At 44.9% G+C, this 23,177-nt stretch carries 21 protein-coding genes, 1 tRNA gene and 1 pseudogene; 17 read left to right on the top strand and 6 right to left on the bottom strand.

Going from position 1 to position 23,177, the window contains the following annotated elements; genetic code table 11:
* The first annotated feature begins 16 nt into the window (after positions 1-16).
* The 4 genes from HMPREF0083_RS16325 (at position 17) to HMPREF0083_RS16310 (ending at position 3,157) form a co-directional block, all read left to right on the top strand.
* Positions 17-175, top strand: coding sequence for a FeoB-associated Cys-rich membrane protein (locus tag HMPREF0083_RS16325; RefSeq protein WP_021622687.1), 159 nt, complete (start codon positions 17-19; stop codon positions 173-175).
* A 392-nt stretch (positions 176-567) separates the two neighbouring features.
* Positions 568-1,380 carry a cell wall-active antibiotics response protein LiaF gene (gene liaF / locus HMPREF0083_RS16320; RefSeq protein WP_040303184.1) on the top strand — a complete coding sequence of 271 codons (813 nt, stop codon included), beginning with the start codon at positions 568-570 and terminating at the stop codon, positions 1,378-1,380.
* A 12-nt stretch (positions 1,381-1,392) separates the two neighbouring features.
* Positions 1,393-2,487 (top strand): HAMP domain-containing sensor histidine kinase, encoded by a 1,095-nt coding sequence (locus tag HMPREF0083_RS16315; RefSeq protein ID WP_021622685.1) that lies wholly within the window; start codon positions 1,393-1,395, stop codon positions 2,485-2,487.
* 22 nt (positions 2,488-2,509) lie between these two features.
* Positions 2,510-3,157: a response regulator gene (locus tag HMPREF0083_RS16310; RefSeq protein WP_040303157.1), complete on the top strand. Its 648-nt coding sequence runs from the start codon at positions 2,510-2,512 to the stop codon at positions 3,155-3,157.
* 122 nt (positions 3,158-3,279) lie between these two features.
* Here the strand turns inward: HMPREF0083_RS16310 and HMPREF0083_RS16305 are convergent, their stop codons facing one another.
* The gene (locus HMPREF0083_RS16305) at positions 3,280-4,389 is read right to left on the bottom strand and encodes a L,D-transpeptidase (RefSeq protein ID WP_021622683.1); all 1,110 of its coding nucleotides are present in this window, start codon (positions 4,387-4,389) and stop codon (positions 3,280-3,282) included.
* A gap of 83 nt (positions 4,390-4,472) precedes the next feature.
* On the bottom strand, positions 4,473-6,149 hold the full coding sequence (gene ilvD, locus HMPREF0083_RS16300; RefSeq protein WP_040303156.1) for a dihydroxy-acid dehydratase: 1,677 nt from the start codon (positions 6,147-6,149) through the stop codon (positions 4,473-4,475).
* Between the two features lie 205 nt (positions 6,150-6,354).
* Between ilvD and HMPREF0083_RS16295 the strand changes: the two genes are divergently transcribed.
* Both HMPREF0083_RS16295 and HMPREF0083_RS16290 read left to right on the top strand, forming a co-directional pair.
* Complete coding sequence (locus HMPREF0083_RS16295; protein WP_021622681.1) at positions 6,355-8,262, top strand: OPT family oligopeptide transporter; 1,908 nt, start codon at positions 6,355-6,357, stop codon at positions 8,260-8,262.
* Between the two features lie 188 nt (positions 8,263-8,450).
* Entirely contained in the window at positions 8,451-8,750 is a 300-nt protein-coding gene (locus HMPREF0083_RS16290) for a late competence development ComFB family protein (RefSeq protein WP_021622680.1), read from the top strand.
* A gap of 80 nt (positions 8,751-8,830) precedes the next feature.
* Here HMPREF0083_RS16290 and HMPREF0083_RS16285 read toward each other — a convergent pair whose 3' ends face one another.
* Positions 8,831-9,895: a sulfite oxidase gene (locus HMPREF0083_RS16285; RefSeq protein ID WP_040303153.1), complete on the bottom strand. Its 1,065-nt coding sequence runs from the start codon at positions 9,893-9,895 to the stop codon at positions 8,831-8,833.
* A 201-nt stretch (positions 9,896-10,096) separates the two neighbouring features.
* On the bottom strand, positions 10,097-10,483 hold the full coding sequence (locus HMPREF0083_RS16280; RefSeq protein ID WP_021622678.1) for a hypothetical protein: 387 nt from the start codon (positions 10,481-10,483) through the stop codon (positions 10,097-10,099).
* Positions 10,484-10,704: 221 nt separating this feature from the next.
* On the opposite strand from HMPREF0083_RS16280, the gene HMPREF0083_RS16275 reads away from it, so the two are divergent.
* Positions 10,705-10,796: transfer RNA gene (locus HMPREF0083_RS16275), tRNA-Ser, on the top strand.
* 207 nt (positions 10,797-11,003) lie between these two features.
* Here HMPREF0083_RS16275 and HMPREF0083_RS16270 read toward each other — a convergent pair.
* Positions 11,004-11,399 carry a hypothetical protein gene (locus tag HMPREF0083_RS16270; RefSeq protein ID WP_148315993.1) on the bottom strand — a complete coding sequence of 132 codons (396 nt, stop codon included), beginning with the start codon at positions 11,397-11,399 and terminating at the stop codon, positions 11,004-11,006.
* Between the two features lie 276 nt (positions 11,400-11,675).
* Between HMPREF0083_RS16270 and HMPREF0083_RS28795 the strand changes: the two genes are divergently transcribed.
* From HMPREF0083_RS28795 to HMPREF0083_RS16260, 3 genes and pseudogenes are all read left to right on the top strand, one after another.
* Complete coding sequence (locus HMPREF0083_RS28795) at positions 11,676-11,813, top strand: hypothetical protein (RefSeq protein ID WP_167331576.1); 138 nt, start codon at positions 11,676-11,678, stop codon at positions 11,811-11,813.
* A 1,081-nt stretch (positions 11,814-12,894) separates the two neighbouring features.
* Positions 12,895-14,352: pseudogene (locus tag HMPREF0083_RS30170) on the top strand (DNA translocase FtsK); the annotation flags it as partial.
* A 67-nt stretch (positions 14,353-14,419) separates the two neighbouring features.
* Positions 14,420-15,103 (top strand): hypothetical protein, encoded by a 684-nt coding sequence (locus tag HMPREF0083_RS16260; protein WP_021622674.1) that lies wholly within the window; start codon positions 14,420-14,422, stop codon positions 15,101-15,103.
* 223 nt (positions 15,104-15,326) lie between these two features.
* Here the strand turns inward: HMPREF0083_RS16260 and HMPREF0083_RS16255 are convergent, their stop codons facing one another.
* Positions 15,327-16,346: a ThiF family adenylyltransferase gene (locus HMPREF0083_RS16255; RefSeq protein WP_040303150.1), complete on the bottom strand. Its 1,020-nt coding sequence runs from the start codon at positions 16,344-16,346 to the stop codon at positions 15,327-15,329.
* 152 nt (positions 16,347-16,498) lie between these two features.
* Here HMPREF0083_RS16255 and moaA point away from each other — a divergent pair, with 152 nt between their 5' ends.
* The 7 genes from moaA to HMPREF0083_RS16220 all read left to right on the top strand — a co-directional run bounded on the left by moaA (position 16,499) and on the right by HMPREF0083_RS16220 (position 22,884).
* Positions 16,499-17,500, top strand: coding sequence for a GTP 3',8-cyclase MoaA (moaA, locus tag HMPREF0083_RS16250; protein ID WP_040303148.1), 1,002 nt, complete (start codon positions 16,499-16,501; stop codon positions 17,498-17,500).
* A gap of 4 nt (positions 17,501-17,504) precedes the next feature.
* Positions 17,505-18,005: a cyclic pyranopterin monophosphate synthase MoaC gene (gene moaC / locus HMPREF0083_RS16245; RefSeq protein ID WP_021622671.1), complete on the top strand. Its 501-nt coding sequence runs from the start codon at positions 17,505-17,507 to the stop codon at positions 18,003-18,005.
* A 160-nt stretch (positions 18,006-18,165) separates the two neighbouring features.
* Positions 18,166-18,624, top strand: a complete 459-nt coding sequence (locus HMPREF0083_RS16240; protein ID WP_040303172.1) for a pyridoxamine 5'-phosphate oxidase family protein — start codon at positions 18,166-18,168, stop codon at positions 18,622-18,624.
* Positions 18,625-18,744: 120 nt separating this feature from the next.
* Positions 18,745-19,620: an SDR family oxidoreductase gene (locus tag HMPREF0083_RS16235; RefSeq protein WP_051354689.1), complete on the top strand. Its 876-nt coding sequence runs from the start codon at positions 18,745-18,747 to the stop codon at positions 19,618-19,620.
* 158 nt (positions 19,621-19,778) lie between these two features.
* Positions 19,779-20,132: a D-alanyl-D-alanine carboxypeptidase gene (locus HMPREF0083_RS16230; protein WP_245191352.1), complete on the top strand. Its 354-nt coding sequence runs from the start codon at positions 19,779-19,781 to the stop codon at positions 20,130-20,132.
* 43 nt (positions 20,133-20,175) lie between these two features.
* Complete coding sequence (locus tag HMPREF0083_RS16225) at positions 20,176-20,481, top strand: hypothetical protein (protein ID WP_148315992.1); 306 nt, start codon at positions 20,176-20,178, stop codon at positions 20,479-20,481.
* 129 nt (positions 20,482-20,610) lie between these two features.
* Positions 20,611-22,884 (top strand): YcdB/YcdC domain-containing protein, encoded by a 2,274-nt coding sequence (locus HMPREF0083_RS16220; RefSeq protein WP_040303143.1) that lies wholly within the window; start codon positions 20,611-20,613, stop codon positions 22,882-22,884.
* The last annotated feature ends 293 nt before the right edge of the window (positions 22,885-23,177 follow it).

Below are 23,177 nucleotides of genomic sequence, written 5' to 3'. Positions count from 1 at the left end.
TAAAGGGGATGTTTATATGTTGGCTAATATTATTATCGGTGCTGGAATTTTTGGATATGCCGGCTGGTCGCTATTCCGCTTCGTGAAAAAAAGTAAGCAGGGGCAATGTGCTGGGTGTGCATCGCGTAAGAGCTGTCAAACGGCTTGCGATGACAGGAGTATGGAAGTAAAATAAGGAGAGAAACGGATAAAAGTTTAAGCGTTTCGATTAGGAAACGCTTAAACTTTTTTGTTGTGAAGAGGAATGTCTCCGCCTCAAGACGGAGATAAAACCAATCTATAGCCAGTTTTACTTGAAAGGGAAGCGGGCTAAGATAAGAAAAGAAGAATCAGACCGTGCATGTCGGCCATAGTCCGGAGTTTCGGCTATGGCTATTTTTATCTTTCATATTTTATCCCGGTTTGACGGGCAGTAAAATCCTACTTCATGTGTGCTGTGTGGGAGAGAATTGTCCTTAAGACCCCGATAAGCGTAACCGACCATCAGCAAGGAATGAAGAAAACCTTCACTGATGGGGGTTTTGCTTTATGAAAGTGGTGTATGTATTATGCTTGGGAGGTGGGGAAATGGCGGGAGGATCGCGACTGTTCTCATATTTGTTTGGAATTGCGATTATTTTTGCCGGCGTCGGCATTTTATTTGACATGCTGGGGTTTAGAGATTTTAACCCCGCGGGCCTCTTTCCGTTTCTTTTTCTATATCTTGGACTTAAATCGTTGCAGCGAGGCAGGCGGATTGGCGGCGGATTTTTGATGTTTATCGGCGTAACCAGTTTTCTGGCATATTGGCTGGGCATCGATCCGGGACGTGTCATCGGTTTTACGCTTTCTCTTCTGTTCATTTATTTTGGTTACCGTTTAATTAAAAGAAAAAATAAAGAAATTGAGGTTGAAGTACCGTCAAAGCCAGTAAGGGAAAAACCTCCTTCTTCTTCCACCAAGCCGGAGCATCGCTCGGAGGATGCGAAAGAATACGACGAAGCGTTCAGGAGAATGTATTCACTCCATTCCCCGCAGCATAAGCACTCGCTTATCGGAAATTTATTTTTGACTGGAAGTCGCTGGGAATTGCAAGATATGAATGTATGGCACGGTATTGGCGACGTAAAAATCGATTTGTCGCGCGCCTATATTCGAGATGGTGAAACAATTATTATTATTAACGGCTGGATCGGGGATGTAGATATTTACGTACCATATGACTTGGATATTTCGCTGACAGCAAACGTTAATTTCGGTGATATTGACGTGTTTGGAAACAAACAGGGAGGAATCAACCGCAGCATGACACTTTCAACTTCGGGTTATCATGATTCAGGCAAACGGGTAAGGCTTGTTGTGAGTTTGCTCATCGGTGATATTGACGTCATTCAGCTATAGGGGAGGAGTACAGTGTCAGAGCGTAAGCTGGCCAACATTCAATGGCAATTTATGCGACAGTCCCTTTGGGGCAGCGTAGGTGCTGCGAGTGTAGGGAGTGTTGTCTTTTTCTTTATCTGGTATGAGATGACGGCCGTACCGACACTACGACAGTGGGTGCTCGCTAAGATGGACTGGAGCCTCCCTGTATTTCCCGGGCTATTGTTCGCTTTCCTCATGCTTTTATTTCTGTGTCTTGTCGCCGGTTTAATCGGTGTAAGTGTCGGATATATTTATGGAAATTTGATGAAAAAAAGAGTGGAAATACTGCTTCAATCCGCCATGATGATTGAAAGGGGAAACTTGTCGACTCGTGTTCCGTATTTAGGAGAGGACGAAATTGGCATGTTGGGTGAGAGATTAAATGAAATGACCATTCGCTTTCAACAGCAGGTTATCTCCCTGCAACGGCTTTCCGCTCACAATGCTGAGCTTACAGAGCAGGTGAAGCAGTCGGCGGTAACAGAAGAACGTCAGCGTCTGGCACGAGAGTTGCACGATGCGGTGAGTCAGCAATTGTTTGCTATCTCCATGACGATGGCTGCAGTAAAACGGACGTTAAGCCAAAATCCGGAGAAAGCAAGCCGACAGGTAGAACTGGTAGAAGAGATGGCCGCTGCCGCTCAATCTGAGATGCGCGCGCTGCTCTTGCATCTTAGACCTACACAATTGGAAGGAAAGTCGCTTAGGGAAGGAATCGAGGGCCTGCTTATCGAATTGGAAGCAAAGCATTCTCTTGCTTTCTCCTGGCAAATTGATGAGGTTCCGGCTCTTTCAAAAGGAATGGAAGACCATCTATTCCGTATTCTTCAGGAAGCCATATCCAATGCACTTCGTCATGCCCGGGCGACAAAGGTAGAAGTGAAACTGGTACAAATGCACAATCAAATGAGGCTTAGAATAACGGATGATGGCGTCGGTTTCGCCGAGGGAGAAGAGAAGAAGTCATCGTCCTATGGTATGAAGTTGATGGAAGAACGTGTTGCAGAGATTGGCGGCGTGTTGGTTGTATCCTCGGCCCCAGGTCGGGGCACGATGATAGAAGTAACCGTTCCGTTTGTCGGATAGGATGAGAAGCGGAGGAGATAGCATGAGTGAAGCCATTAAAGTGTTGTTAATTGATGATCATGAAATGGTCCGAATGGGACTGGTAGCTTTTTTGTCAACGGAAGAAGATATTGAGATCGTTGGCGAAGCAGGCAGTGGGGCAGAAGGGCTAAAAATCGCCGAACAGACGAAACCTGACATCATTTTGATGGACCTGGTAATGGACGGGATGGACGGAATTGAAACAACTCGGCGGATGAAGCTGCTTCACCCGGAAGGCAAGGTCATCGTCTTGACTAGCTTTATCGATGATGAGAAAGTATATCCAGTAATTGAAGCAGGAGCGTTTAGCTATTTATTGAAAACGGCGCGTGCTCCGGAGATTGCTCAGGCGATTCGTCAGGCACACCGCGGACAGCCGGTGTTGGAAGCGCAGGTGGCCGGCAAAATTATGTCGCGTTTTCGCCAGCGAAACGCTGATGAAGCGCCGCTGCATGAGCAATGTACCAACCGGGAACTTGAAGTGTTGCGCCTGCTTGGTGAAGGAAAGTCAAATCAGGAAATTGCCGAGGAACTTTACATAGGCATTAAAACAGTGAAGACGCATGTTAGCAATATTTTAAGCAAGCTTGGTGTGGAGGATCGTACACAGGCAGCGATTTATGCGCATCGACATGGAATATGCAAATAATCCGAAATCAAACGATTAAACATATAGAAAATAAAAGGGCTGATACTTGTTCGCTTATCTTCTTTAGGAAGAAACGAGCTGTATCGGCCCTCTTTGCTTTCTCCTGGATTTGTTTCCGTTATTTAGTGCTTCCAATGATACACTATGCCTGGAGTTTCCTCGTCCTTGCGCGCCTTTAGATAGAACGGTGGAGCATTTGGATGACGATAATTAGGAGGTGCATCATTCGTAATGGTGACTTTTGTGCCTGGTGACACCATGCTGAACAATTCTTCCACCTGATTATTGTGCAGTCTGATACACCCTTTGGATACGGCCCTGCCGATAGAGCTTGGCATGTTCGTGCCATGGATGGCATAGTCTGTAATGCTAAGAACAAGGCCGCGTGTTCCGTATACGCCGCTCTGAGAAATGGGTTGGTTAATTTTTCGCTTGATAGAATAAATCCCTGTCGGTGTGCGTTGCTCCGCCCCAAGGCCAACCTCATACGAGCGTACCGGGTATGCTCCGCTTGTTACGAGCATGAGGAATGACGATTCATAAACGGTAATCTCAAGCGGTTCGATTGCCATGCTCGGTTCCGCCATACCACCGATACGGAGCACCTCGCTCATCGATTTCCACACTTGCGCTGACTGCAAGCGTTTCGGTTGATAGATTATTCCCGTGTTTTCCAGGGCAAGGGATGTTCCGCCATGTATTGGTACGGAAAAAGGAATTTGCGACAGGTAGTTGGATGGATAGGGGCCTGTTAGTCCATCCAGCGTTTCCGGCAGTTTTTTGTGCTCTAAATAGTAGTGATATAAAGCACTGCGTACAATAAGTAGTTTTTCCATACCGGCACGTTGCAAGGCGATTTGGTTCTTGATACGGTTTACTTCTACATTATCGTCGCATGCACAGTTCGGATCGAAAAACGTGATGTCTCCGTTTCTGTAAGCAATGAAGGAAAGAGAGTCTGGTTGATAGAAAGGGAGTGGGATATAAGTGGGAATATAAGGAACCTGTGGTACACCGATGATAATAGGCTCCTTGCCTTCCGGGTAAGCCCTCCATTTAATATAGCGGCGTAGTTGTTCACGCCATTGTTCTTGTGTATGGTTTACAGGCACACCAATCACTTCATAGAAAGGCTCCTGCTGGCCGGGAGGCGCTTCTACCTTTTGTTGCGGGAAAAGCTGAAAATAAAAAAATACCATAAGGATGCTAAGGATTCGAATTATATATCTCATTCTTTATCCCCTCTAGTAAGGAAATAAAAAAGATACATAGTGCCAGACTTGGCAAGCTATGTATCTATAGTATCGGCAGAAAGTTAAATTTTCATAATACCGCCTGTGCTGGCTGAAGTTACCAATTTGGAATAACGGGCAAGATAGCCTGTTTTAACTTTTGGTTCAAAGCCTTTCCAGTTCGCTTTACGCTGTGCCCATTCTTCTTCCGATACTTGTGCATCCATGCGACGGGCTTCAATATCAATTACAATATGATCGCCATCCTGTACGAATGCAAGCGGTCCGCCTTCTGCGGCTTCTGGAGAAGCATGACCGATGGACAAGCCACGTGATGCGCCTGAGAAGCGGCCATCCGTTACTAGCGCTACTTTTGGACCTAATCCCATGCCAACAATTTGTGAGGTTGGAGCCAGCATTTCAGGCATGCCCGGACCCCCTTTTGGACCTTCATAACGAATGATGACAACATGGCCTTCCTTTACCTTACCACTGGCAATTCCTTCAAGTGCCTCGTCCTGAGAGTCGAAGACGATGGCTGGTCCTTCATGACGTGTAATGCCGCCCTGAACGCCCCCTGTCTTAATAATCGCGCCATCCGGAGCTAGATTACCGAATAGTACAGCCAGACCACCGGTTACGGAGTATGGTTTGTCGATCGGATAAATAACATTTTTGTCTTTAATATCGTGTCCAGCAATATTTTCACCAAGTGTTTTACCAGTTACCGTCTTGACATCAAGATGCAATGCGCCTTCTTTTTTAGATAATTCATTCAGTACCGCAGAGACGCCGCCCGCTGCATGCAGGTCTTCAATATGCCAGTCGGATGCCGGAGCCAGCTTGGACAGATGCGGAACACGTGCAGCAACTTCGTTAATGCGCTGAATTGGATAGTCTATCTCTGCCTCGTTGGCTAACGCCAATGTATGCAGCACTGTATTAGTGGAACCACCGAGCGCCATATCAAGCGCAAAAGCATTGTCGATTGCTTTTTCTGTAACGATATCACGCGGCTTTAAATCGATTTTAATAAGTTCCATTAATTGTTTTGCAGCATTTTTAGCCAATTCTTTACGTGCAGGGTCTGTAGCTAGAATCGTGCCGTTGCCGGGGAGTGCAAGGCCCAGCGCTTCTGCCAGACAGTTCATGGAATTGGCAGTGAACATACCGGAACAGGAACCGCAAGTTGGACAGCCATACTGTTCAAGCTCCCGGAGCTGGTTATCGTCGATCTTTCCGGCCTGATGCGCGCCGACACCTTCGAATACGGAAGACAGGGAAATTTTACGTCCGTCGCTTGTTTTACCTGCTGCCATTGGTCCGCCACTAACGAAGATAGTTGGAATGTTCAGACGCATTGCGGCCATCATCATTCCTGGTGTAATTTTATCGCAATTTGGAATGCACACCATCCCGTCAAACCAGTGCGCAGCTACGACTGTTTCTACGGAATCGGCAATGATTTCACGGCTTGGCAAGGAGTAGCGCATACCAATATGTCCCATTGCGATCCCATCATCTACCCCGATCGTATTAAATTCGAACGGTACCCCTCCTGCTTCACGAATAGCTTCCTTTACCAGCTTTCCGAATTCCTGTAGGTGCACATGGCCAGGAACAATATCGATATAAGAGTTGCAAACCGCGATAAACGGTTTATCGAAATCTTCATCTTTAACGCCTGCAGCACGGAGTAAGCTCCGGTGCGGCGCCCGGTCAAACCCCTTTTTGATCATATTGCTTCGTAACTCTGCCACAATAACCCCTCCACTTGTCTTGTTTTCATAATTTAAATTTTTATCATTGTATCACTATTTGGACAGAATGTATATTTTTCAAAATTTATGTTTTTACAAATATAAATTTATCCATAACGTTTTTTTCTTTATTAGTTTATAGTAGGAATGGGTAAAAATAATGTTGGACATCATCGTCTAATTTTTCAGAAAGAGGTAGGATAATATGAAAGATAAACCGGATTCCGGACAAGGACAGAGTACGAGCGATTTTGTCCCGTATATTCCGCCACATGAACATCGGCCAGAAATGACTTGGACAGCGATTATTTTAGGTGGTATTCTCGCGGTTCTATTCGGAGCTGCAAACGCATATTTGGGGTTAATTGTTGGTATGACGGTTAGCGCTTCCATCCCGGCAGCTGTTATTTCGATGGCGATTCTGCGCGGGGTATTGCGCCGTAGCTCGATTTTAGAAAATAATACAGTACAGACGATTACATCAGTAGGGGAATCTCTTGCTGCGGGGGTTATTTTCACCGTGCCAGCGCTATTTATCTGGAAGCTCCAGCCGAGCTTGACGACAATAGCATTCATCGCGTTAGGCGGCGGGATTCTTGGTATTATTATGATGATTCCGTTGCGCAAAGCATTAATAGTTAAAGAGCATGGGGTTCTTCCGTATCCGGAAGGCACAGCTTGTGCGGAAGTTCTCATCGCTGGAGAGAAAGGCGGCGGACTCGCCAAACTTGTTTTCAGCGGACTTGGCCTCGGCGCATTGTTTAAATTTATTGCGGACGGCATCAAGGCATTTCCATCTGAAATTGAGACCGGTATTCGCGGCTTCAAGAACGCGGCGGTCGGCATGGATACACTTCCAGCGCTGCTCGGCGTAGGATTCATTATTGGTCCACGCATTGCTGGCTATATGTTAGCCGGTGCAGTGCTTGGCTGGCTGGGATTAATTCCACTAATCAGCTACTTTGGCTCGTTTGCGTCAACTCCGATTTTTCCGGCAACAACTCCAATTAGTGAACTCGGCTTCTGGGATATCTGGAGCGATTACCTTCGCTATATCGGAGCCGGTGCAGTTGCTTTCGGTGGGATTGTCAGCCTGGGCAAGGCACTCCCGACTATCGCTTCTTCTTTTGCAATTGCAATGAAAGGATTTAGCATTACACGTGGGAGTGGCAGCAATCAGTCAGGTGTTATCCGCACAGAACAGGATATGCCGATGCCTTATATTATTGCCCTTATTGTGATTTTGATTTCTGTGCTCGCGTTTTTCCCAAGCATTAATATTGGTATTCCAGGTGCTCTGCTTGTCATACTGTTTGGTTTTCTTTTTGTGACGGTTTCGTCTCGTATTGTAGGAATTGTTGGAAGCTCTTCCAATCCTGTGTCCGGAATGACGATTGCGGCCCTTATTCTGATTACTGTTATTTTAAAGCTGATGAATTTCAGCGGCCAAACAGGAATGGTAGCAGCCATTACAATCGGTGCAGTTATTTGTATCGCTGCGGCAATGGCAGGGGATACATCGCAGGATTTGAAAACAGCATTTCTTGTGGGAGCGACGCCAAAGTACCAGCAGTACGCTTTAATGTACGGTGTGTTCATTACAAGTTTAACAATTGGTTTGGTGTTAACGCTGCTTGATCAGGCGTACGGATTCGGTTCGAAGAATCTGCCCGCACCACAGGCGACGCTAATGATGATGGTTGTAGAGGGAATTATGAATGGCAATTTGCCGTGGACGCTTGTATTTATCGGTATGGCTACAGCAGCTCTCGTAGAATTGATGGGAATCGGTTCGCTGCCGTTTGCCGTCGGTCTATATTTGCCGATTCACCTGAGTACACCGATTATGCTCGGCGGTATCATTCGTGGCATTGTTGAACGCCGTGAAAAGAATGAGGCAGTGAGGAAGCAGAAGTTGGAACGTGGTATCTTATTGTCCTCGGGTTTTATTGCCGGTGAGGCACTTATGGGGATTCTTATTGCCATTGTAGTGTCAATGGGAGTCACTATGCCGGAGAATCCGTACTTTGGCCCACTCGTTTCATTGATTGCTTTCCTGCTTGTCGCAGCCATTTTGTTCGTGACTGCGAACGCTAAAGGCAAAAAAGCATAAAGTGAAACTAACAAAAGAACCCCGTGATTAAATCAAGTTACGGGGTTTTTAACATTTTATTGAAGGATATGCTTTTCTTGCAGGGAATAAGTAGGAAAGCAGAAAATAAATAATGCAAAAGAATGATATATTATATAGGTAACAAGTAACTCTTTTTAATAGTGGAGCAGTAAAGAGGGGGGAGCAAAATGAAGATGGTGAATGTTTTGGAGGAAATTGCGTGGGAGGTTTTGAATGAGCATTGGGACCATCTGGATCTTTTATGTAAATGCGAACAGTGCAAAGGCGACGTGTATGCACTCATGATGAACGCGTTGCCACCCCGTTATGTAACAACGGATGCCGGACGGGTATTTATCAAGGTGGAATTTATGAATGAGCAGTCTCTGACAAACGTATTGTGCCAACTGGCAAAAGCGGCGGAAATTGTCGCTGTTAAGCCTTCCCATCCTTTGCCGAACCCTGATTTGCCCACTGTAGTGGAATAAAATAGAGGTTGAAAGCCTGAGCACTTTTCACATGGTATGAATTTGCCCGGTGTTTTTGCTTTGTAGTAAGCGCAGGATGGTTATTCAATTTTGACTTTAGTCATACAAAGCGCATTGTATCCATATCCTTTCCGGTTCCAAACGGCTATGGGAGGCTGCACCCGGCCTAATGAATCTGTAGCTCTTGATAATAGAGTATATTCTCCCTTTTTTTCCGCATGCCATCGAAAAGACCAGCGCACCCATGAGTATGGTTCTGCCGAATTCTGCTGTAGGGAAGCCGGAAGCCATGTGTGTCCGTTATCTATACTGATATCCACAGCGGTAGTTGTGCCTTCTCCCGTCCAGGCTATGCCTTTGATAAGGTGAGCCCCCTGACTTAGGGTAGATAAATGCAGCGGTTGCTGAATGGTTGAGTTGCTATTCATAGTGGTTACAGGGTGCTTTCCGACATCATTATTTTTATGCGGATAATACACATAGTCTGTTGTTTGAAAAGGTCCTTGAAAAGTATCATCAATGACAGTAATCTTCTTTATCCATTTTACTGACGCCATCGCGTACCACTGAGGAACGAGTAGCCGCAAGGGATAGCCGTGTTTATACGGAATAGGTCGACCGTTTAGTTCGTAGGCGATTATGGTATCAGGGTGGAGAGCTTTGTGTAGAGGAAGGCTTCTAACATAGCGGAAGGTCCCTTCCATATCTGTTCTTGGCCCGGTGTCATACCCTTCTACAACGACTTCTCTGGCCGAGTGATGAACACCTGTATATTGCAATAGAGTTGTTAATGACACTCCTTTCCAATAGGCTTGACCTATTGCACCTTCTTTCCATTGTTCGCCGTATGTGTTTGGATGAAACAATGCCCGTTTGTTCCCTGCACATTCTAATACGATTTTTATCGTTTTGGAAGGTAGTGCAAGTAACTCCTGATAAGTAAAAATCCTTGGAACGTATACGCTTCCTTCGATCGGAAAGCAAAAGAAATGTGTTGTCAAATTCGGATAAGAAAAATGATTGCGGCGATAAAAATAAGAGGTTGGCGTAATGTCGTTGGCAAGAAAATGAATAGGTGTTTCTTGATTTTCGGGGCATATGCTTCTTGTAAGAAGATGAGGTCTTACTTTCGTACTTTTTCCCAAGTTTTTCCCCTCCAAATTTCTTATTTCTTACTTCGAATAACGAGAGGATATCAATTCATCAAGCCAGAGGTAGGCGGGATACGGGTATAGTCATACGTATGCGAAGGATATTTTTGAAATTACAACGAGTTTCTTTGTTGCAAAGTATAAAATTGAAAAACCATGCCGTTGTATATTGTTCGGCATGGTTCTTAGTGTTGCTTATTGCACTACGGTCAATTGGCTGTAACGTGCGAAGTAGTGGAGAAAAAGTTCGCTTAATGGCACAATGAAGTCTGTTTCGCCCTTTTCGTGAATGCCTGAGCGGCTATGGATACGAACACGCCCTGTACGTATTTTATAGTAAGACGAAGCAAAGCTTGTGCTTACTCTCTCATGTGCATTTCCAGGAGTTGGAAATGTGATGTGCCGTGTTTTTAGGGTATGTGGTACCATGCTGATAATGTTCTCGAACAAAATTTGGTACGTGCAGTGCGGGCGTTGAAGAATAATCTCTTTTGTTGTGACATTGCAGCTTAGTTTGCCTTTTGTATGTGAAAGTAACAGTGTTCCTTCCGTATCTTTAATTTTAATAAAATCTTTATTCATATTAACACCTCACCTATTTTTTTAAGCGACAAGTGACGGTTTCCTTTAATCATAGGGGGGATGGAACGTCATGTAAAGCATGTATAAGCGTCATTTTGCTGGATAATGTGGAAAAGATACTGTAAGAGCAGGTTTTAGGCTTGTCAGAAAAAAAGCTTGCGAAGCTCATTGAAGTATGATAAATTTCTAAATATCACCGTCCTGACAGCGGATACATAGAAGGAGAAGTACCCAAGAGGCTGTAAGGGGCTCCCCTGCTAAGGGAGTAGACGGGTTAAACCGTGCGAGGGTTCGAATCCCTCCTTCTCCGCCACTTGAACACAATAAAACAGACGCTACCGCATTCGCGATAGCGTCTTTTGCTTGATGGATAAGAAAGTAGATGTCGCTGCAAAGGAAAGCAACATCTACTTTCTTCCGATCATACCACTTGAAAAACGCGCGAAATATAACACAAAGTGGCCGATTGGTTTCCTTGTAGACAAAGGATGGGCGAAGGCGCCCGCGAGTTTTTCTTATATTAGTCAGTTTCCCAGGTGATGAGGTGTTTTCCGGCTTTAACATGCTCAAAGGTGAATTTCATTTCATATTCGCCTTTCTGATCCAGGTGGATAGCATAGCCGTCCTGATATGTACCTGGCTCAAAAGCTTGTTCGAAAGCTTGTTTACCCTTCGGATCAGTTACAGTAATAATAACCTTGCCTTCTTTAAACTGAAGTTCTTGAACTTGGATAGCTAGGATGCTGTCTGGAATGGACGGAATTTTTTTTGTTACTGTTTTGTTGTACGACTCATACGTGGCTTTGAATTCATTGTCGGTAATTGACTCAACCGCCTTGGTTCCATATTCTGTGCACCCTGCAAGTACACTGAAGCACAGCAGAAAAAGCAGCAGATAAGCAAAACTTTTTCTCATCGGATTCTCCCCTTTCTGTCTTATGATTGATTTTTGAGTATCCGGTACAGCCATGACTCGCACTCTTCTCTCGTATTCCAATATAATACGATTTGAGTAAGTTCGGCAAGGAACCACTGTGTATCATCTGGCCTTCGATACCGAAAATCATGGATAAATATATAAACTACCCTTATACATTATCATTCGAATATTGAAAATAGCGAGGCTTCTTTTGCTTGCTCTTCCGCCCTAGAAAAAATAAGAAATCGTGCTACAATACAAGAAGCGATAAGGATGATAAGCCGCTTCCAGTATAATAAACAAGCGGTTCGGCGTTTTGTTAGAGAAGAAGCGAAAGAAGCGGAGAAGGAAAGGAAGAGACGCTTTGAAAGAATGGGTGGAACGATTCAAAAAATGGCTGTTGGTAGATAGAGATGTAAAGAAGAAAAAAGAAAAGTATACAAATGTATACGATGAGACATACGAGGAAGAGTACGAGGAATTCGAGCCGCAGGTCGCTCCGATTCCGGTAGCCAATAAGCATTTGACGATACGTACAACCAATATTTATCCGAAACAGGCAGTCGAGCAGGCGATCGAGCGACGTAAAGCCTCTGAGCGCAGGAGGAATGAACGGGTGTTGCACCAGGAGACATCCCACGCTTCTTCAGCACCGAGGAAACAGAGAGTAAAGCGGGATAACAACGGGTTTCAATTTCCTTTGATTCCGGATGAGCTGCCGACCGTTGATTCTATACAGGAAAGAGAAGGGGAGAGACAGCGGACGCGTAAGGTTGAAGACCGGCCCCAGCCAAAGGTCCAGCATGTCTCTGAACAACGGTCTACCTCAAGAACAGTTCGCCCTGCGGAAGGAAAAAAACCGTTCCGTCCTACGGAAGTAATTTCGCCGATATATGGTCGTAAACGTCCAGAGCAGCGCGAGGAAGAAGAAAAGGGCGAACAAATATTGAATACGCTGGTACATCCAATGTTACTTAAAAAGGCTGAGGATCCTGCATATAAGGATATACGTGAGAAAGAAGATGTAATGGTTTCTAACAGTGAGCAACAACCGTCTGTTTTGGAAGAGATTCATATGATACCTGAATATTCTATTTCCATGAAGGAAGAGATCGTTTTCGAGAAAGAGGAGAACGAGACAGAAGATCAAGAGAAAGAAGCTTCTTTTATTGTCTCTCCATCTTTAACAACAGAACGTTTCATGCCTGACGAAGAATTGGTTGAGTGGCAGGAGGCAAATGAAAAAGAGGCCGTGATCGTAGAGGAAGAGCCGACGCCTGCATCTTCTAATGAGATGGGGCAGGAGGAATCTGTGCATCCGATTCAGCGGGAGAGTACGCCTGTCCCTTTAGCAGTCGACTTTCGTCAAGAACAAAGAACGGTTCCTCCATTTTCTCGTCCAGGTATAGAAGAACATACGGAGGCGTATGAAGCCCGTATAGAACGTGAAAAGCCTCCGAAATGGAATGGCCCGTCTACGACTGTGCCTACATCTGCTGTGCAGGTGGGGGGAATGTATAAAAAGCCGGGGTTTTCTTTGTTGACTACTCCGCCAAGCGTACAGACAGAAGACGCGGAATATGTTGATCAACAGCAGCAGGTATTGGCAAGCACGCTTCATAACTTTAACGTAAATGCGGAAGTTATTGGTGCCGTGCGTGGTCCGACGGTAACGCGTTATGAAATACAACCAGCCCCAGGCGTAAAAGTAAATAAAATCACCAATCTTGTCGATGATATTAAGTTAAGTCTTGCCGCGCGTGATATTCGGATTGAAGCGCCGATTCCGGGCCGTTCTGCGGTCGGTATCGAAGTGCCAAACGAGCAGAGTACACCTGTGTTCCTGCGTTCGATTCTGGAATCGAATGTATTTAAAGAGGCATCTTCACCGCTTACCGTGGCGCTTGGTATGGATATTGGCGGTGAGCCTATTGTGGCTGACCTAGCAAAAATGCCTCATGGCCTTATTGCCGGAGCAACAGGATCGGGAAAAAGCGTGTGTATCAACTCAATTATTTTGAGTTTGCTATATAAAGCAACGCCTGATCAAGTACGTTTGCTGCTCGTTGATCCAAAGATGGTAGAGCTTGCACCATACAATCGTTTGCCGCATCTTGTGGCACCGGTTGTAACCGATCCGAAGCAGGCGACTGCCGCTCTCAAATGGGCAGTACAAGAAATGGACAGCCGATATGAGAAATTTGCCGAGGCGGGTGCGCGTGATATAACCAGATATAATGATTTGATGCGTCGTGCATTCCCGGATGAAAAAGCATATCTTATGCCGAGTATTGTCATCATTATTGACGAATTGGCTGATTTAATGATGGTAGCACCGCAGGATGTAGAAGAAGCTATTTGCCGAATTGCACAAAAGGCACGGGCTTGCGGTATTCATCTACTGGTAGCGACCCAGCGTCCGTCAGTGGATGTTATTACCGGTCTTATTAAAGCCAACATTCCGACGAGGGTTGCTTTCTCCGTATCGTCACAAACCGACTCACGCACAATTCTTGATATGAATGGAGCGGAGCGTTTGCTCGGTCGAGGGGATATGCTGTATTTGTCAAGCGGCAGTTCCAAGCCGGTTCGTTTGCAGGGACCTTACGTGTCTGATGATGAAATTGAAACAGTTACCGAATATGTCCGGGCTCAGGCGGAACCGAACTATTTATTCGAGAAAGAAGATTTGACCCAGGCAATGACATCGGAGAATACGGATGAGTTATTTGCGGAAGTAGTTCTCTTTTGCGTCGAGCATGGTCAAGCCTCGGCATCACTTCTGCAACGGAACTTCCAAATTGGATATAACCGGGCGGCACGTCTGATTGATATGATGGAGGAGAAAGGCTTTATTTCTGGACAGACGGGTAATTCCAAGCCGCGAGATGTATTCTTGACCCGCACTGAATATGACAATTTGTTTGGAGGGGATTCAAGACGAGAATAGTACTGGAATCCTCCCTTTTCATGGTATAATGAAAGGAAATGCTCGCAAGGTAAGGAGTTGAATCGTTTTGCAAAGTGAACATGAATCCGAGGTTCTTGTCGATTTCTTTACTGAACGAGAGGCGAAACAGCAGGTTTTTAATGAGATACATGAGAATCTGATGGAGAAGCTTCGCGAGTATGCGTGCAATGCGCTGAATCTACGGGAGAAGGTACGAGCTAAGCATATATTCCGTAGCAAGGTCAATCTCCCTTCTGAAGCATTACTGACGCCATTCTGGGAAGCGCAATATGGCATCTGGCTTCTGCTTGAATATCAGAATATTAAGGGCGAGCGGATTATCGAGAAGTATTTGTTGGACCCGGATACTGATTTGTCTGAACAGGAACTGCATCTTGCTGCGCATTGGATGGCCGCTTACCCGTCCGTTTATCGTGTAGTCGAAGCATGGGAGGAAGGATATCGTCTAGCCGATTTATGGGGTGAGGATATGATTGATGTGGCACTCGGTGATCGGGAGCAGGTGCGCAGCGAATTCATGATTGGTCAGTATTTGTTTGCTCGTCTTGTCAAGGTAGGTTTTACCCATCGAATTATCGGGCCATATGCGCTGATTAACAAGGAGCGCATTTATGAAATAAAACCGAACTTGGAAGCGAGTTTTGAACGAAGTAAGGAAGAGAACAGCCAGTGGTCATGGCGTTTATTTATGCAGCACCATGGAATTGAAGTGTTGCGCATGTACGAGTGACAATAAAGAGGACGAAGATGGGGTGGCCGATGTGCATCTATCCTTTTCTTGTCTGGCATTTTTGTATAAAAAAGCACATGCTTGTTACTAAGCATGTGCTTTTTTATACATAAGTGAAGTAGTGCTTGGAAAATACACTGCCTGAGGTGAAACCAGGCGGCCGTTTAGTTTCTTCGTAGAAAAAGGATGAGCGACAATGCCTATACATTTTTCCTACGATGCTTTAAGACCCGATGTACTTGGCGTATAAAGTACGGGCGACAGTCGTATCATCGGTTCCCTGAATAACGACGCGTCCATTCGGAAATACGATTAATGTATACTCGCCGGTACGGAAACGAAGCAGGAATTTGTTTCGTTCGACTTCGCCTAATGGCATGAAGCGCTGCTCAAGTTTCTCAAGATTTAGTCTTTGTTCTGTAGCGGGGCTAATCTGCACACTGTCGCGTCCGCACAAGGAGGTTACGGTATCCTCTTTATCTGAAAATTCCAGGAATTGAAATATACCTTTATTGCAGGTCGGACATTCTGGATTGCGTTTATTACTCATGTTCATCCGTGTATGCATATTGCGCCAAATCTCCATATGTTCAAGGTTAGGATTTACGTTCTTTTCATCCCCGATCAATAACTTGAGTGCTTCCGTAGCCTGATAAGAAGCGACTATATGAATGATTGGTCCAATAACACCAGCTGTATCGCACGTTTCCCCACCGGTTGGCGGTTCAGGAATAAAGCAACGTAAGCATGGCGTGATATGCGGCCGAATGGCCGTAAACATCCCTTTTGCGCTAACAGCTCCGCCATATACCCATGGAATGCCGTGTTTTATTGCGACATCATTAATTAAAAATCGAGTGGCGAAGTTATCAGTACCATCAAGAATTACATCGAAACCTTTCAGCAATTCCTCAGCATTTGCTGCCGTTATGTCAGCGATGATAGGCTCGACCGTTATGCTGCTATTTATTCGTTTTAGCTTTTCTGCCGCCGCGATTACCTTCGGCAGATGGTTGGCTGCATCTTCTTCATCGTATAGCATTTGACGCTGCAGGTTGCTTGGCTCAACAAAATCGCGGTCAATGATCCGGACGTGTCCTACACCGGCTCGCACCATGTGGTTGGCGAGTACTGCACCGAGCGCACCTGCGCCCACGATGACCACCCGGCTCGTATCGAGTTTCTCCTGTCCGCTTGCACCTATCGGGGCAAATAACAATTGTCTTGAATAACGTGTATCCATCATGAGATGCTCCTATTAATATTTTTGTATGTGGCTTATGATATTGGGAACATTGTAGCATGGTTAAAGGGGTAAGCCTACAATTCCAATACAAACAATATTATAGTATACTAATGTGACTCGGAAAAATGGTTGAAGGAGATGCGAGCTTCATGAATAAGTTAATTGATAGATTTGGCCGCGTCCACGATTATTTACGGATTTCGGTGACCGACCGCTGCAACCTGCGCTGTGTATACTGCATGCCAGCGGAAGGAATGGAATTTGAGCCGAGCGAGAATATTCTTCGTTACGAAGAGATTGCCGAAGTAGTAGCGGCGGTAGCCAAGCTGGGCGTGCGCAAGCTGCGCCTTACCGGGGGTGAGCCGCTGGTGCGCAAGGAGATTGAAACGTTGATTGCTATGCTGTCTGACATACCGGGCATTGAAGATATTGCACTAACAACGAATGCGATTTTTCTCGCGCAGAAAGCCGAGGCGCTCAAAGAAGCGGGCGTGACTCGTGTGAACATTAGCTTAGACTCCCTGAAATCGGAACGGTTTGCCTATATTACGCGCGGTGGCAGCCTGAAGCGGGTGATGGATGGCTTGGATGCTGCACTGCGGGTCGGATTTGCGCCAGTGAAGTTGAATGTGGTGCTGATGCAAGGGCAAAACGACGATGAAATTGAAGATTTTATCCGGTTGTCGCTTGACAAACCGCTGCAAATTCGGTTTATCGAATATATGCCGATCGGCCATAATGACGAAGGATGGCGCGCGAAATATCTCTCACTGGATACAGTATTTGAGAAGGTAAAACAGATGGGGTATACGTATGAGCCGGCCGGAGATATCTACGGGAACGGTCCGGCAGACAATTATCGCATTCCGGGCGCGATGGGTACGTTTGGCTTGATTCATCCGGTGAGCGATCATTTCTGTGGTAACTGTAACCGCCTGCGTCTGACTGCCGACGGTAACATTAAGCCGTGTCTGTATTGGGAAGATGAATGGAATGTACGTCCACGTATTGGCGACGAGAAAGCGATACAGGACATGTTCCTGCGTGCGATTGATGCAAAGCCGGAAAACCATGAGATGGCGCAGGCATTGGCCAGTGAGCAGCAATCCCATATACCGACCTCACGCCGTATGTCACAAATAGGGGGATAAAACGATGAGCGAGTCATTAACTCATTTTAATGAACAGCAACGTGCCCGTATGGTGGATATTACAGAGAAAAAAGTAACAGAGCGAACCGCCGTTGTCCAAAGTCGAATCGTTATGAAGCCAGAGACGCTGCTACGGATTAAAGAAGGTCGTATTGGAAAAGGTGATGTACTAGCTGTAGCCCAGGTGGCAGGTATTATGGCGGCGAAGAAAACATCGGATATGATTCCAATGTGCCACCCGCTAGCCTTGACCGGTGTAGACATCGCATTCTCGGATAATGCCGAGGATACGTTATATATTGAAGTGACCGTAAAAACGAAAGGACTAACCGGAGTAGAGATGGAAGCTCTTACTGCCGCGACCGTGACCGGATTAACAGTATATGATATGTGTAAGGCTATGGACAAAGAAATGGTAGTCGGTCCTACATATCTGGCTGCGAAAACCGGGGGCAAAAGTGGGGACTTTGCCAACGATATAAAAATTCACCTCGCGCTTGAATAAAGTGCGAGGTTTTCTTATGTTTAATACTTAATCGGACATTGAATGGAGTATACTGTGGATTTTGATCGTAGCTATTTATGTTTTTCAAGCAGGAAATATTGTTTTTGAAGGAGAAGATAGTCCGACAGAAATGCAATGCGAGATAAAAGGAGTAGATACTATGGCAAAAAAAACAGAAATACCTACAACATTAACAGGGGAACAACAAGAATTGTTGAACGCGGAAACACTGGTTTTGCTTAGCACAGTAGATGCAGAGACGAAAATTCCGACGGTTAATGCCATCTCATGGGTAAAAGCACCCTCTGAGAGTAAAATCCGTTTCTCTGTAAGTGCTTCATCCAGGATCGTGGCAAATGTAAAAGATAATCCTGGCGTCACTTTATGTGTTATCGGACTTGAGACGGTATATTCTATTGTGGGCAAAGGTACCATTCTTACAGAGAAGCTAGAAGGGGTAGCTATGCCGTTGGCGAACATCGAGGTTGATATTTCTGCCATCCATGAGAGCATGTTCTGGGGTGCCAAAATCGTTCAAGAGCCTACCTTCGAAAAAACATACGACTTGGAAAAAGCAAAAGCGTTGGATGAGCAGGTCTACGCCGCCATGCTAAAATAGGCGTGGTGTTTATAAGGAAAAGCGAAGCCATATGGCTTCGCTTTTTTGATTCAGATAACGGATGAGAGGGAACAACATATAGTGTGGTTATTTAAAAAAATCCAGGAAGGGTGGCTGATCATGGCGCAAAAAAACGGTAAAGACAAACTGACTTCAATGGCCCCACAGCATGGATATCTTCAGCCGGACATCGAATCGCAAATGACTCCGCGACCTAATGCCGAGAATTACGGATATAAGGCGAGTGGCAAGCTGAAAGGGAAAGTTGCGATTATTACAGGCGGGGACAGCGGCATTGGACGTGCGGTTGCCATTGCTTACGCCAAAGAAGGTGCAGACGTTTGCATTATGTATCTGGAAGCACATAGCGACGCTCAGGAAACTAAACGCCAGATCGAACAAGAAGGACGTCGTTGCTTGACAATTGCGGGCGATATCGGAGACGAAACGTTTTGCCAGGATTCAGTTCAGAAGGTCATCAATGAATTCGCTCGCCTTGATATTCTTGTTAACAATGCTGGAGAACAGCATGTGCAAAAAAACTTCGAGGATATCACATCCGAGCAGCTTCATCGTACATTCCAGACGAATATTTTTTCCATGTTCTATATGACCAGGGCTGCGCTTACACATTTGAAGCCGGGAAGCGCAATTATTAATACGGCTTCCATTACAGCTTATAAAGGGCATCCGTTGCTTATCGATTACTCTTCAACTAAAGGGGCGATTGTATCGTTCACCCGCTCCTTGTCCATGTCGTTGATTGAAAAAGGGATTCGGGTGAATGGTGTGGCGCCAGGACCTGTCTGGACGCCGCTTATCCCATCTACATTTGCACCGGATCAAGTAGAACAATTCGGTAAAGATACGCCCATGAAGCGTCCGGGGCAGCCCGAAGAATTGGCTCCAAGCTATGTGTTTCTGGCAAGCGATGATTCATCGTATATTAGCGGTCAGATGCTCCATGTGAACGGCGGAATTGTTCTTAATGGTTAAAGCGGTTAAATTCCTTAGAGTGAAAAGAGGAGCGTTGAGCAATAACGCTTCTCTTTTTCCTAGCCGTGGAGAAATAGTTAGCATGTAGGATAATGATTTTTTATAACTTTTTTCACTTTTCATGTTTTTTTCTTAACATTTATACTATTTTTATGGAAATGATGAAACGAATTTATTTATATATAGCAAGAAGCGTATTCCTATTCCTTTTTATGTGGCAATTTTGTTTTCCAACGGGACAAGCATTAGCCGAAGCTACGATTGAAACAGAGAAACTTTCCGTCAACAGTCAATCGGCGATTCTCATCGATTCCCGTTCAGGAGATGTGCTATATGAAAAGAATTCAGATGAAGAGATGGCTCCAGCCAGCATTACTAAAATTGTTACTGGAATTATTGCGCTGGAGGTTAATCGGGAGAATGAACAGGTCACCGTGTCGCGCAATGCACGGCAAACAGACGGAACCCGTATATTTCTGGCGGAAGGGGAGCAGAAATCTCTCAAATTTTAAAACGGTGCCTGTACTGAAGGCCGGAACGAAAATTTCTGGAGAGATGGGCGATTACTATGCGAAAGAGAATGTATATGCTGCTATTCCAAAGGATGACAGCTTTAAAGTTCGGGTTGTCCCAAGAAATGGTCTCGCCGTTGAGACTTCTTCCGGCTTTACACGGCAATATCCATCAGTACTTAATAAAGAACAGCGTATTACAGCAGACGCTTCGAACAAACAAATGGTTGTCCCAAAAATGGAGCGCTCGTATAGTCTTCCTGAGTTTTTCATGCTATTTTTCTGGTGGCTGATGATTTCTTTCATGAGCTGGATAATGGTATTGCTACTAAAGAAAAAACGGGTCTAAACTTGTCCCTTGCCTCTATATATGTACAGAGGCAATTTTTTTTTGTTTTAGAAAGAAAAATATGGAACTATTTTGCCGTTTTGTTCGTCAATGTTAGTGAAAGTTAGGCATGTTAAAGGGGGAAAAGGAATGCGTAAACAAACGAAAAAGAAGTGGGCAGGATCTATGCTGGCTGCGGCAATTGCAGCAGGGGGAATCCTGCCTTACAATGTATTTGCCGATGAAGCGAAAGCGACACCGCAAGCTTCTGTTCAAGCAGTAAAAACGACGAAAATTGACCGTGAAGAAGCGCTTCGGATCGCTCAGGAATTTATGCCGATTCCGGCAGGATACACGAACAATCAGGTAGAGATGGAAGATAATAAATATATAGGGCGTACATTGTGGAGACTCACATGGGGCATGCAGCAATCGGGAGACGACTATGGACAACTAAGCATTTCGATAGATGCGAAGGACGGGACAATTCTAAATGTAAACCATTGGTCGCGTGAATCTGAACGAAGCAACCTGTTGCCAGGGAAGCTGGATACGACCAGCCTGGTGAACCAAGCCAACGCTTTAATAAATAAACATTATGCAAAATATGCGTCACAGTTGAAATTTAGCGAAGAGTCGCTTGAAAGCTTCAAACGTGGCAGCGCATCGTATATGGATAATTCCCTATATTTTATCCGGCTTCAGAATGGAATCCCTGTAACAGACCAAGGGCTTCGTATTTCGTATGACAGGAATGGGAAAATTCGTAGTGTGGATTTTAGCTGGGACGAAGTACAGTTTGACAGCATTTCGAACGTAAAAAATAAAGAGGAAATTTTTCATCAGGTAGAGCGTGAACTGGAGATGGAATTGGCATATTTGTCAAATACGTCACAGCCTGGTGGGAAAATCGAATTAGCATACGCGCCAAAACTTAAAACGTCAAGCGATTTATACAACGTAGTACCCGGATTTCTTATTGACGCAAAAACTGGAAAACAAATCTCGGGTATAGATGGCAAAGAGGTAAATATATCTGTTGACATCAATCGGCCTCTTTCTACCGCAAAAACGACACCTCCCCCTAATGTGAATATGGATGAAGCGCATGCGATAGCAAAAATCAAAGAATTTGGTATTTTAAAAAACTCCATGCGAATAGAACAAAAGGGGTATCGCGAGGAGAACTATCCTGTTAAGCGCAAGGTGTGGGAAGTATATGCGGTTGAGACGGAAGGGGAAAGAAAACAGGTGCGTGCTTCCCTGGATGCTCAAACTGGAGAATTGGTGAACTATAGCCAGTATGGCATGTCTTATAACGAAAAAATGGAGAACCCGGATAAGATAAAGATGAATATTAGCGGACAGCAGGCCGAAAAAACAGCGGAAGCATTCATAAGAAAAGTGTTGCCTGAACGTTTGAATAAGCTTTATGCGGTGGAGGCTACACCGAATTATTATAATGGGGACACAGAAAAAATACTAAATTATAATGTGGCATTTATTAGAAAAGAAAATGAAACTCGCGTAGTAGGTGAAGGAGCAACAGTTAATGTAGATGCAGACACTGGAGAAATCACCGATTACAATATGACATGGTCCAGTCAAGCTTTGCCCGCCATTGCTAACGTAATCAAACCAGAAGAAGCAAAGAAGAAGGCAATGGCGCTCATGGAGGCGGAGTTACGTTATAATCTAATCCCGCCTTATGGGCCAGGGGAAACAGGGAAAGGACGTAAAGCCAAACCTGTGTATGTGTTGGCTGTTAAAGCGAATGGACGGCCATACGATTATGGTACAAGCTATCTGGATGCGAGAACGGGTGAATGGAAAACGTACGGCAACTTGCCAGTGAATAATTCAGGTCAGCCGGTAAGCGATATTGCGGGTCATCCGTTACAAAAGGAATTACAGGCCATGGTAGATGCTAATTTGCTGGAAGTAAAAGGCGGACAGCTTAATCCAGATCAAAAGCTGACGCGTGGAGAAGCGATTAAGATATTCTATACTGTGGCACGACAGCCGTATGAGTATTATGGACCGGGGCAAGAATCGTTTTTTACAGATGTAGACGATAATAATGAAATTAAGCAGGCGGCTGAATGGGCACTCCAGAACCGTTTGCTGCCGCGAAATGTGAAACAATTGCGTCCGAATGAACCAGCTACTCGTGAATTTTTAGCAGAACTTATCGTGCGGGGATTAGGATATGATAAGTTGGCTGCCAAGGAAGGTATATTCGAAACAAAGTTCCAGGATGAGGCAATTATTAAAAAGAAAGGGGAGGCAGCATTGGTGACCCGTTTGCAAGTTATGACGCCAAACAGCAAAAATGAGTTTGAGCCGGCGCGCCAAGTAACAAAGGCGGAAACAGCCGTAGCAGTATACAGATATTTACACATAAAAGAATCGTTCATGGAATAAAAAGGATAGAGTAGCAGAAACGCACGGGTTGTATATTCTGGGCGTTTCTGCTTTATATTATTTTTATGAAAAATTAAGGTGTAGAAAACATACAGAAAGTCTTGCCTATATAAAGAAAGCATGATATATTATTTCTTGTCGATTTCAAAAAATGGTTTTTGTATCCGATTGCATTTCTCTTCAAATTAATTTTAAAAAAAGCTTGTAATTGTTTTTGAAATGTAATAAGATATAAAAGTCGCCGCTGAAAAACGGCACGACACAAAAAACAAGTTCCTTGAAAACTGAACAGT

The organism is Aneurinibacillus aneurinilyticus ATCC 12856 (assembly GCF_000466385.1).
Lineage (GTDB): Bacteria > Bacillota > Bacilli > Aneurinibacillales > Aneurinibacillaceae > Aneurinibacillus > Aneurinibacillus aneurinilyticus.
This window is presented reverse-complemented; position numbering and strand designations above follow the sequence as displayed.

Excerpts from the sequence above, each read along its gene's own strand:
- liaF (WP_040303184.1), top strand. The coding sequence starts at position 568 with ATGGCGGGAGGATCGCGACTGTTCTCATATTTGTTTGGAATTGCGATT.
- HMPREF0083_RS16305 (WP_021622683.1), bottom strand. The coding sequence starts at position 4,389 with ATGAGATATATAATTCGAATCCTTAGCATCCTTATGGTATTTTTTTAT.
- HMPREF0083_RS28795 (WP_167331576.1), top strand. The coding sequence starts at position 11,676 with ATGATAAGCCGCTTCCAGTATAATAAACAAGCGGTTCGGCGTTTTGTT.
- HMPREF0083_RS16240 (WP_040303172.1), top strand. The coding sequence starts at position 18,166 with ATGGCAAAAAAAACAGAAATACCTACAACATTAACAGGGGAACAACAA.
- HMPREF0083_RS16280 (WP_021622678.1), bottom strand. The coding sequence starts at position 10,483 with ATGAATAAAGATTTTATTAAAATTAAAGATACGGAAGGAACACTGTTA.
- HMPREF0083_RS16325 (WP_021622687.1), top strand. The coding sequence starts at position 17 with ATGTTGGCTAATATTATTATCGGTGCTGGAATTTTTGGATATGCCGGC.
- HMPREF0083_RS16290 (WP_021622680.1), top strand. The coding sequence starts at position 8,451 with ATGAAGATGGTGAATGTTTTGGAGGAAATTGCGTGGGAGGTTTTGAAT.
- moaC (WP_021622671.1), top strand. The coding sequence starts at position 17,505 with ATGAGCGAGTCATTAACTCATTTTAATGAACAGCAACGTGCCCGTATG.
- HMPREF0083_RS16230 (WP_245191352.1), top strand. The coding sequence starts at position 19,779 with ATGATGAAACGAATTTATTTATATATAGCAAGAAGCGTATTCCTATTC.
- HMPREF0083_RS16225 (WP_148315992.1), top strand. The coding sequence starts at position 20,176 with ATGGGCGATTACTATGCGAAAGAGAATGTATATGCTGCTATTCCAAAG.
- HMPREF0083_RS16220 (WP_040303143.1), top strand. The coding sequence starts at position 20,611 with ATGCGTAAACAAACGAAAAAGAAGTGGGCAGGATCTATGCTGGCTGCG.
- HMPREF0083_RS16310 (WP_040303157.1), top strand. The coding sequence starts at position 2,510 with ATGAGTGAAGCCATTAAAGTGTTGTTAATTGATGATCATGAAATGGTC.
- HMPREF0083_RS16235 (WP_051354689.1), top strand. The coding sequence starts at position 18,745 with ATGGCGCAAAAAAACGGTAAAGACAAACTGACTTCAATGGCCCCACAG.
- HMPREF0083_RS16270 (WP_148315993.1), bottom strand. The coding sequence starts at position 11,399 with ATGAGAAAAAGTTTTGCTTATCTGCTGCTTTTTCTGCTGTGCTTCAGT.
- moaA (WP_040303148.1), top strand. The coding sequence starts at position 16,499 with ATGAATAAGTTAATTGATAGATTTGGCCGCGTCCACGATTATTTACGG.
- HMPREF0083_RS16295 (WP_021622681.1), top strand. The coding sequence starts at position 6,355 with ATGAAAGATAAACCGGATTCCGGACAAGGACAGAGTACGAGCGATTTT.
- HMPREF0083_RS16255 (WP_040303150.1), bottom strand. The coding sequence starts at position 16,346 with ATGGATACACGTTATTCAAGACAATTGTTATTTGCCCCGATAGGTGCA.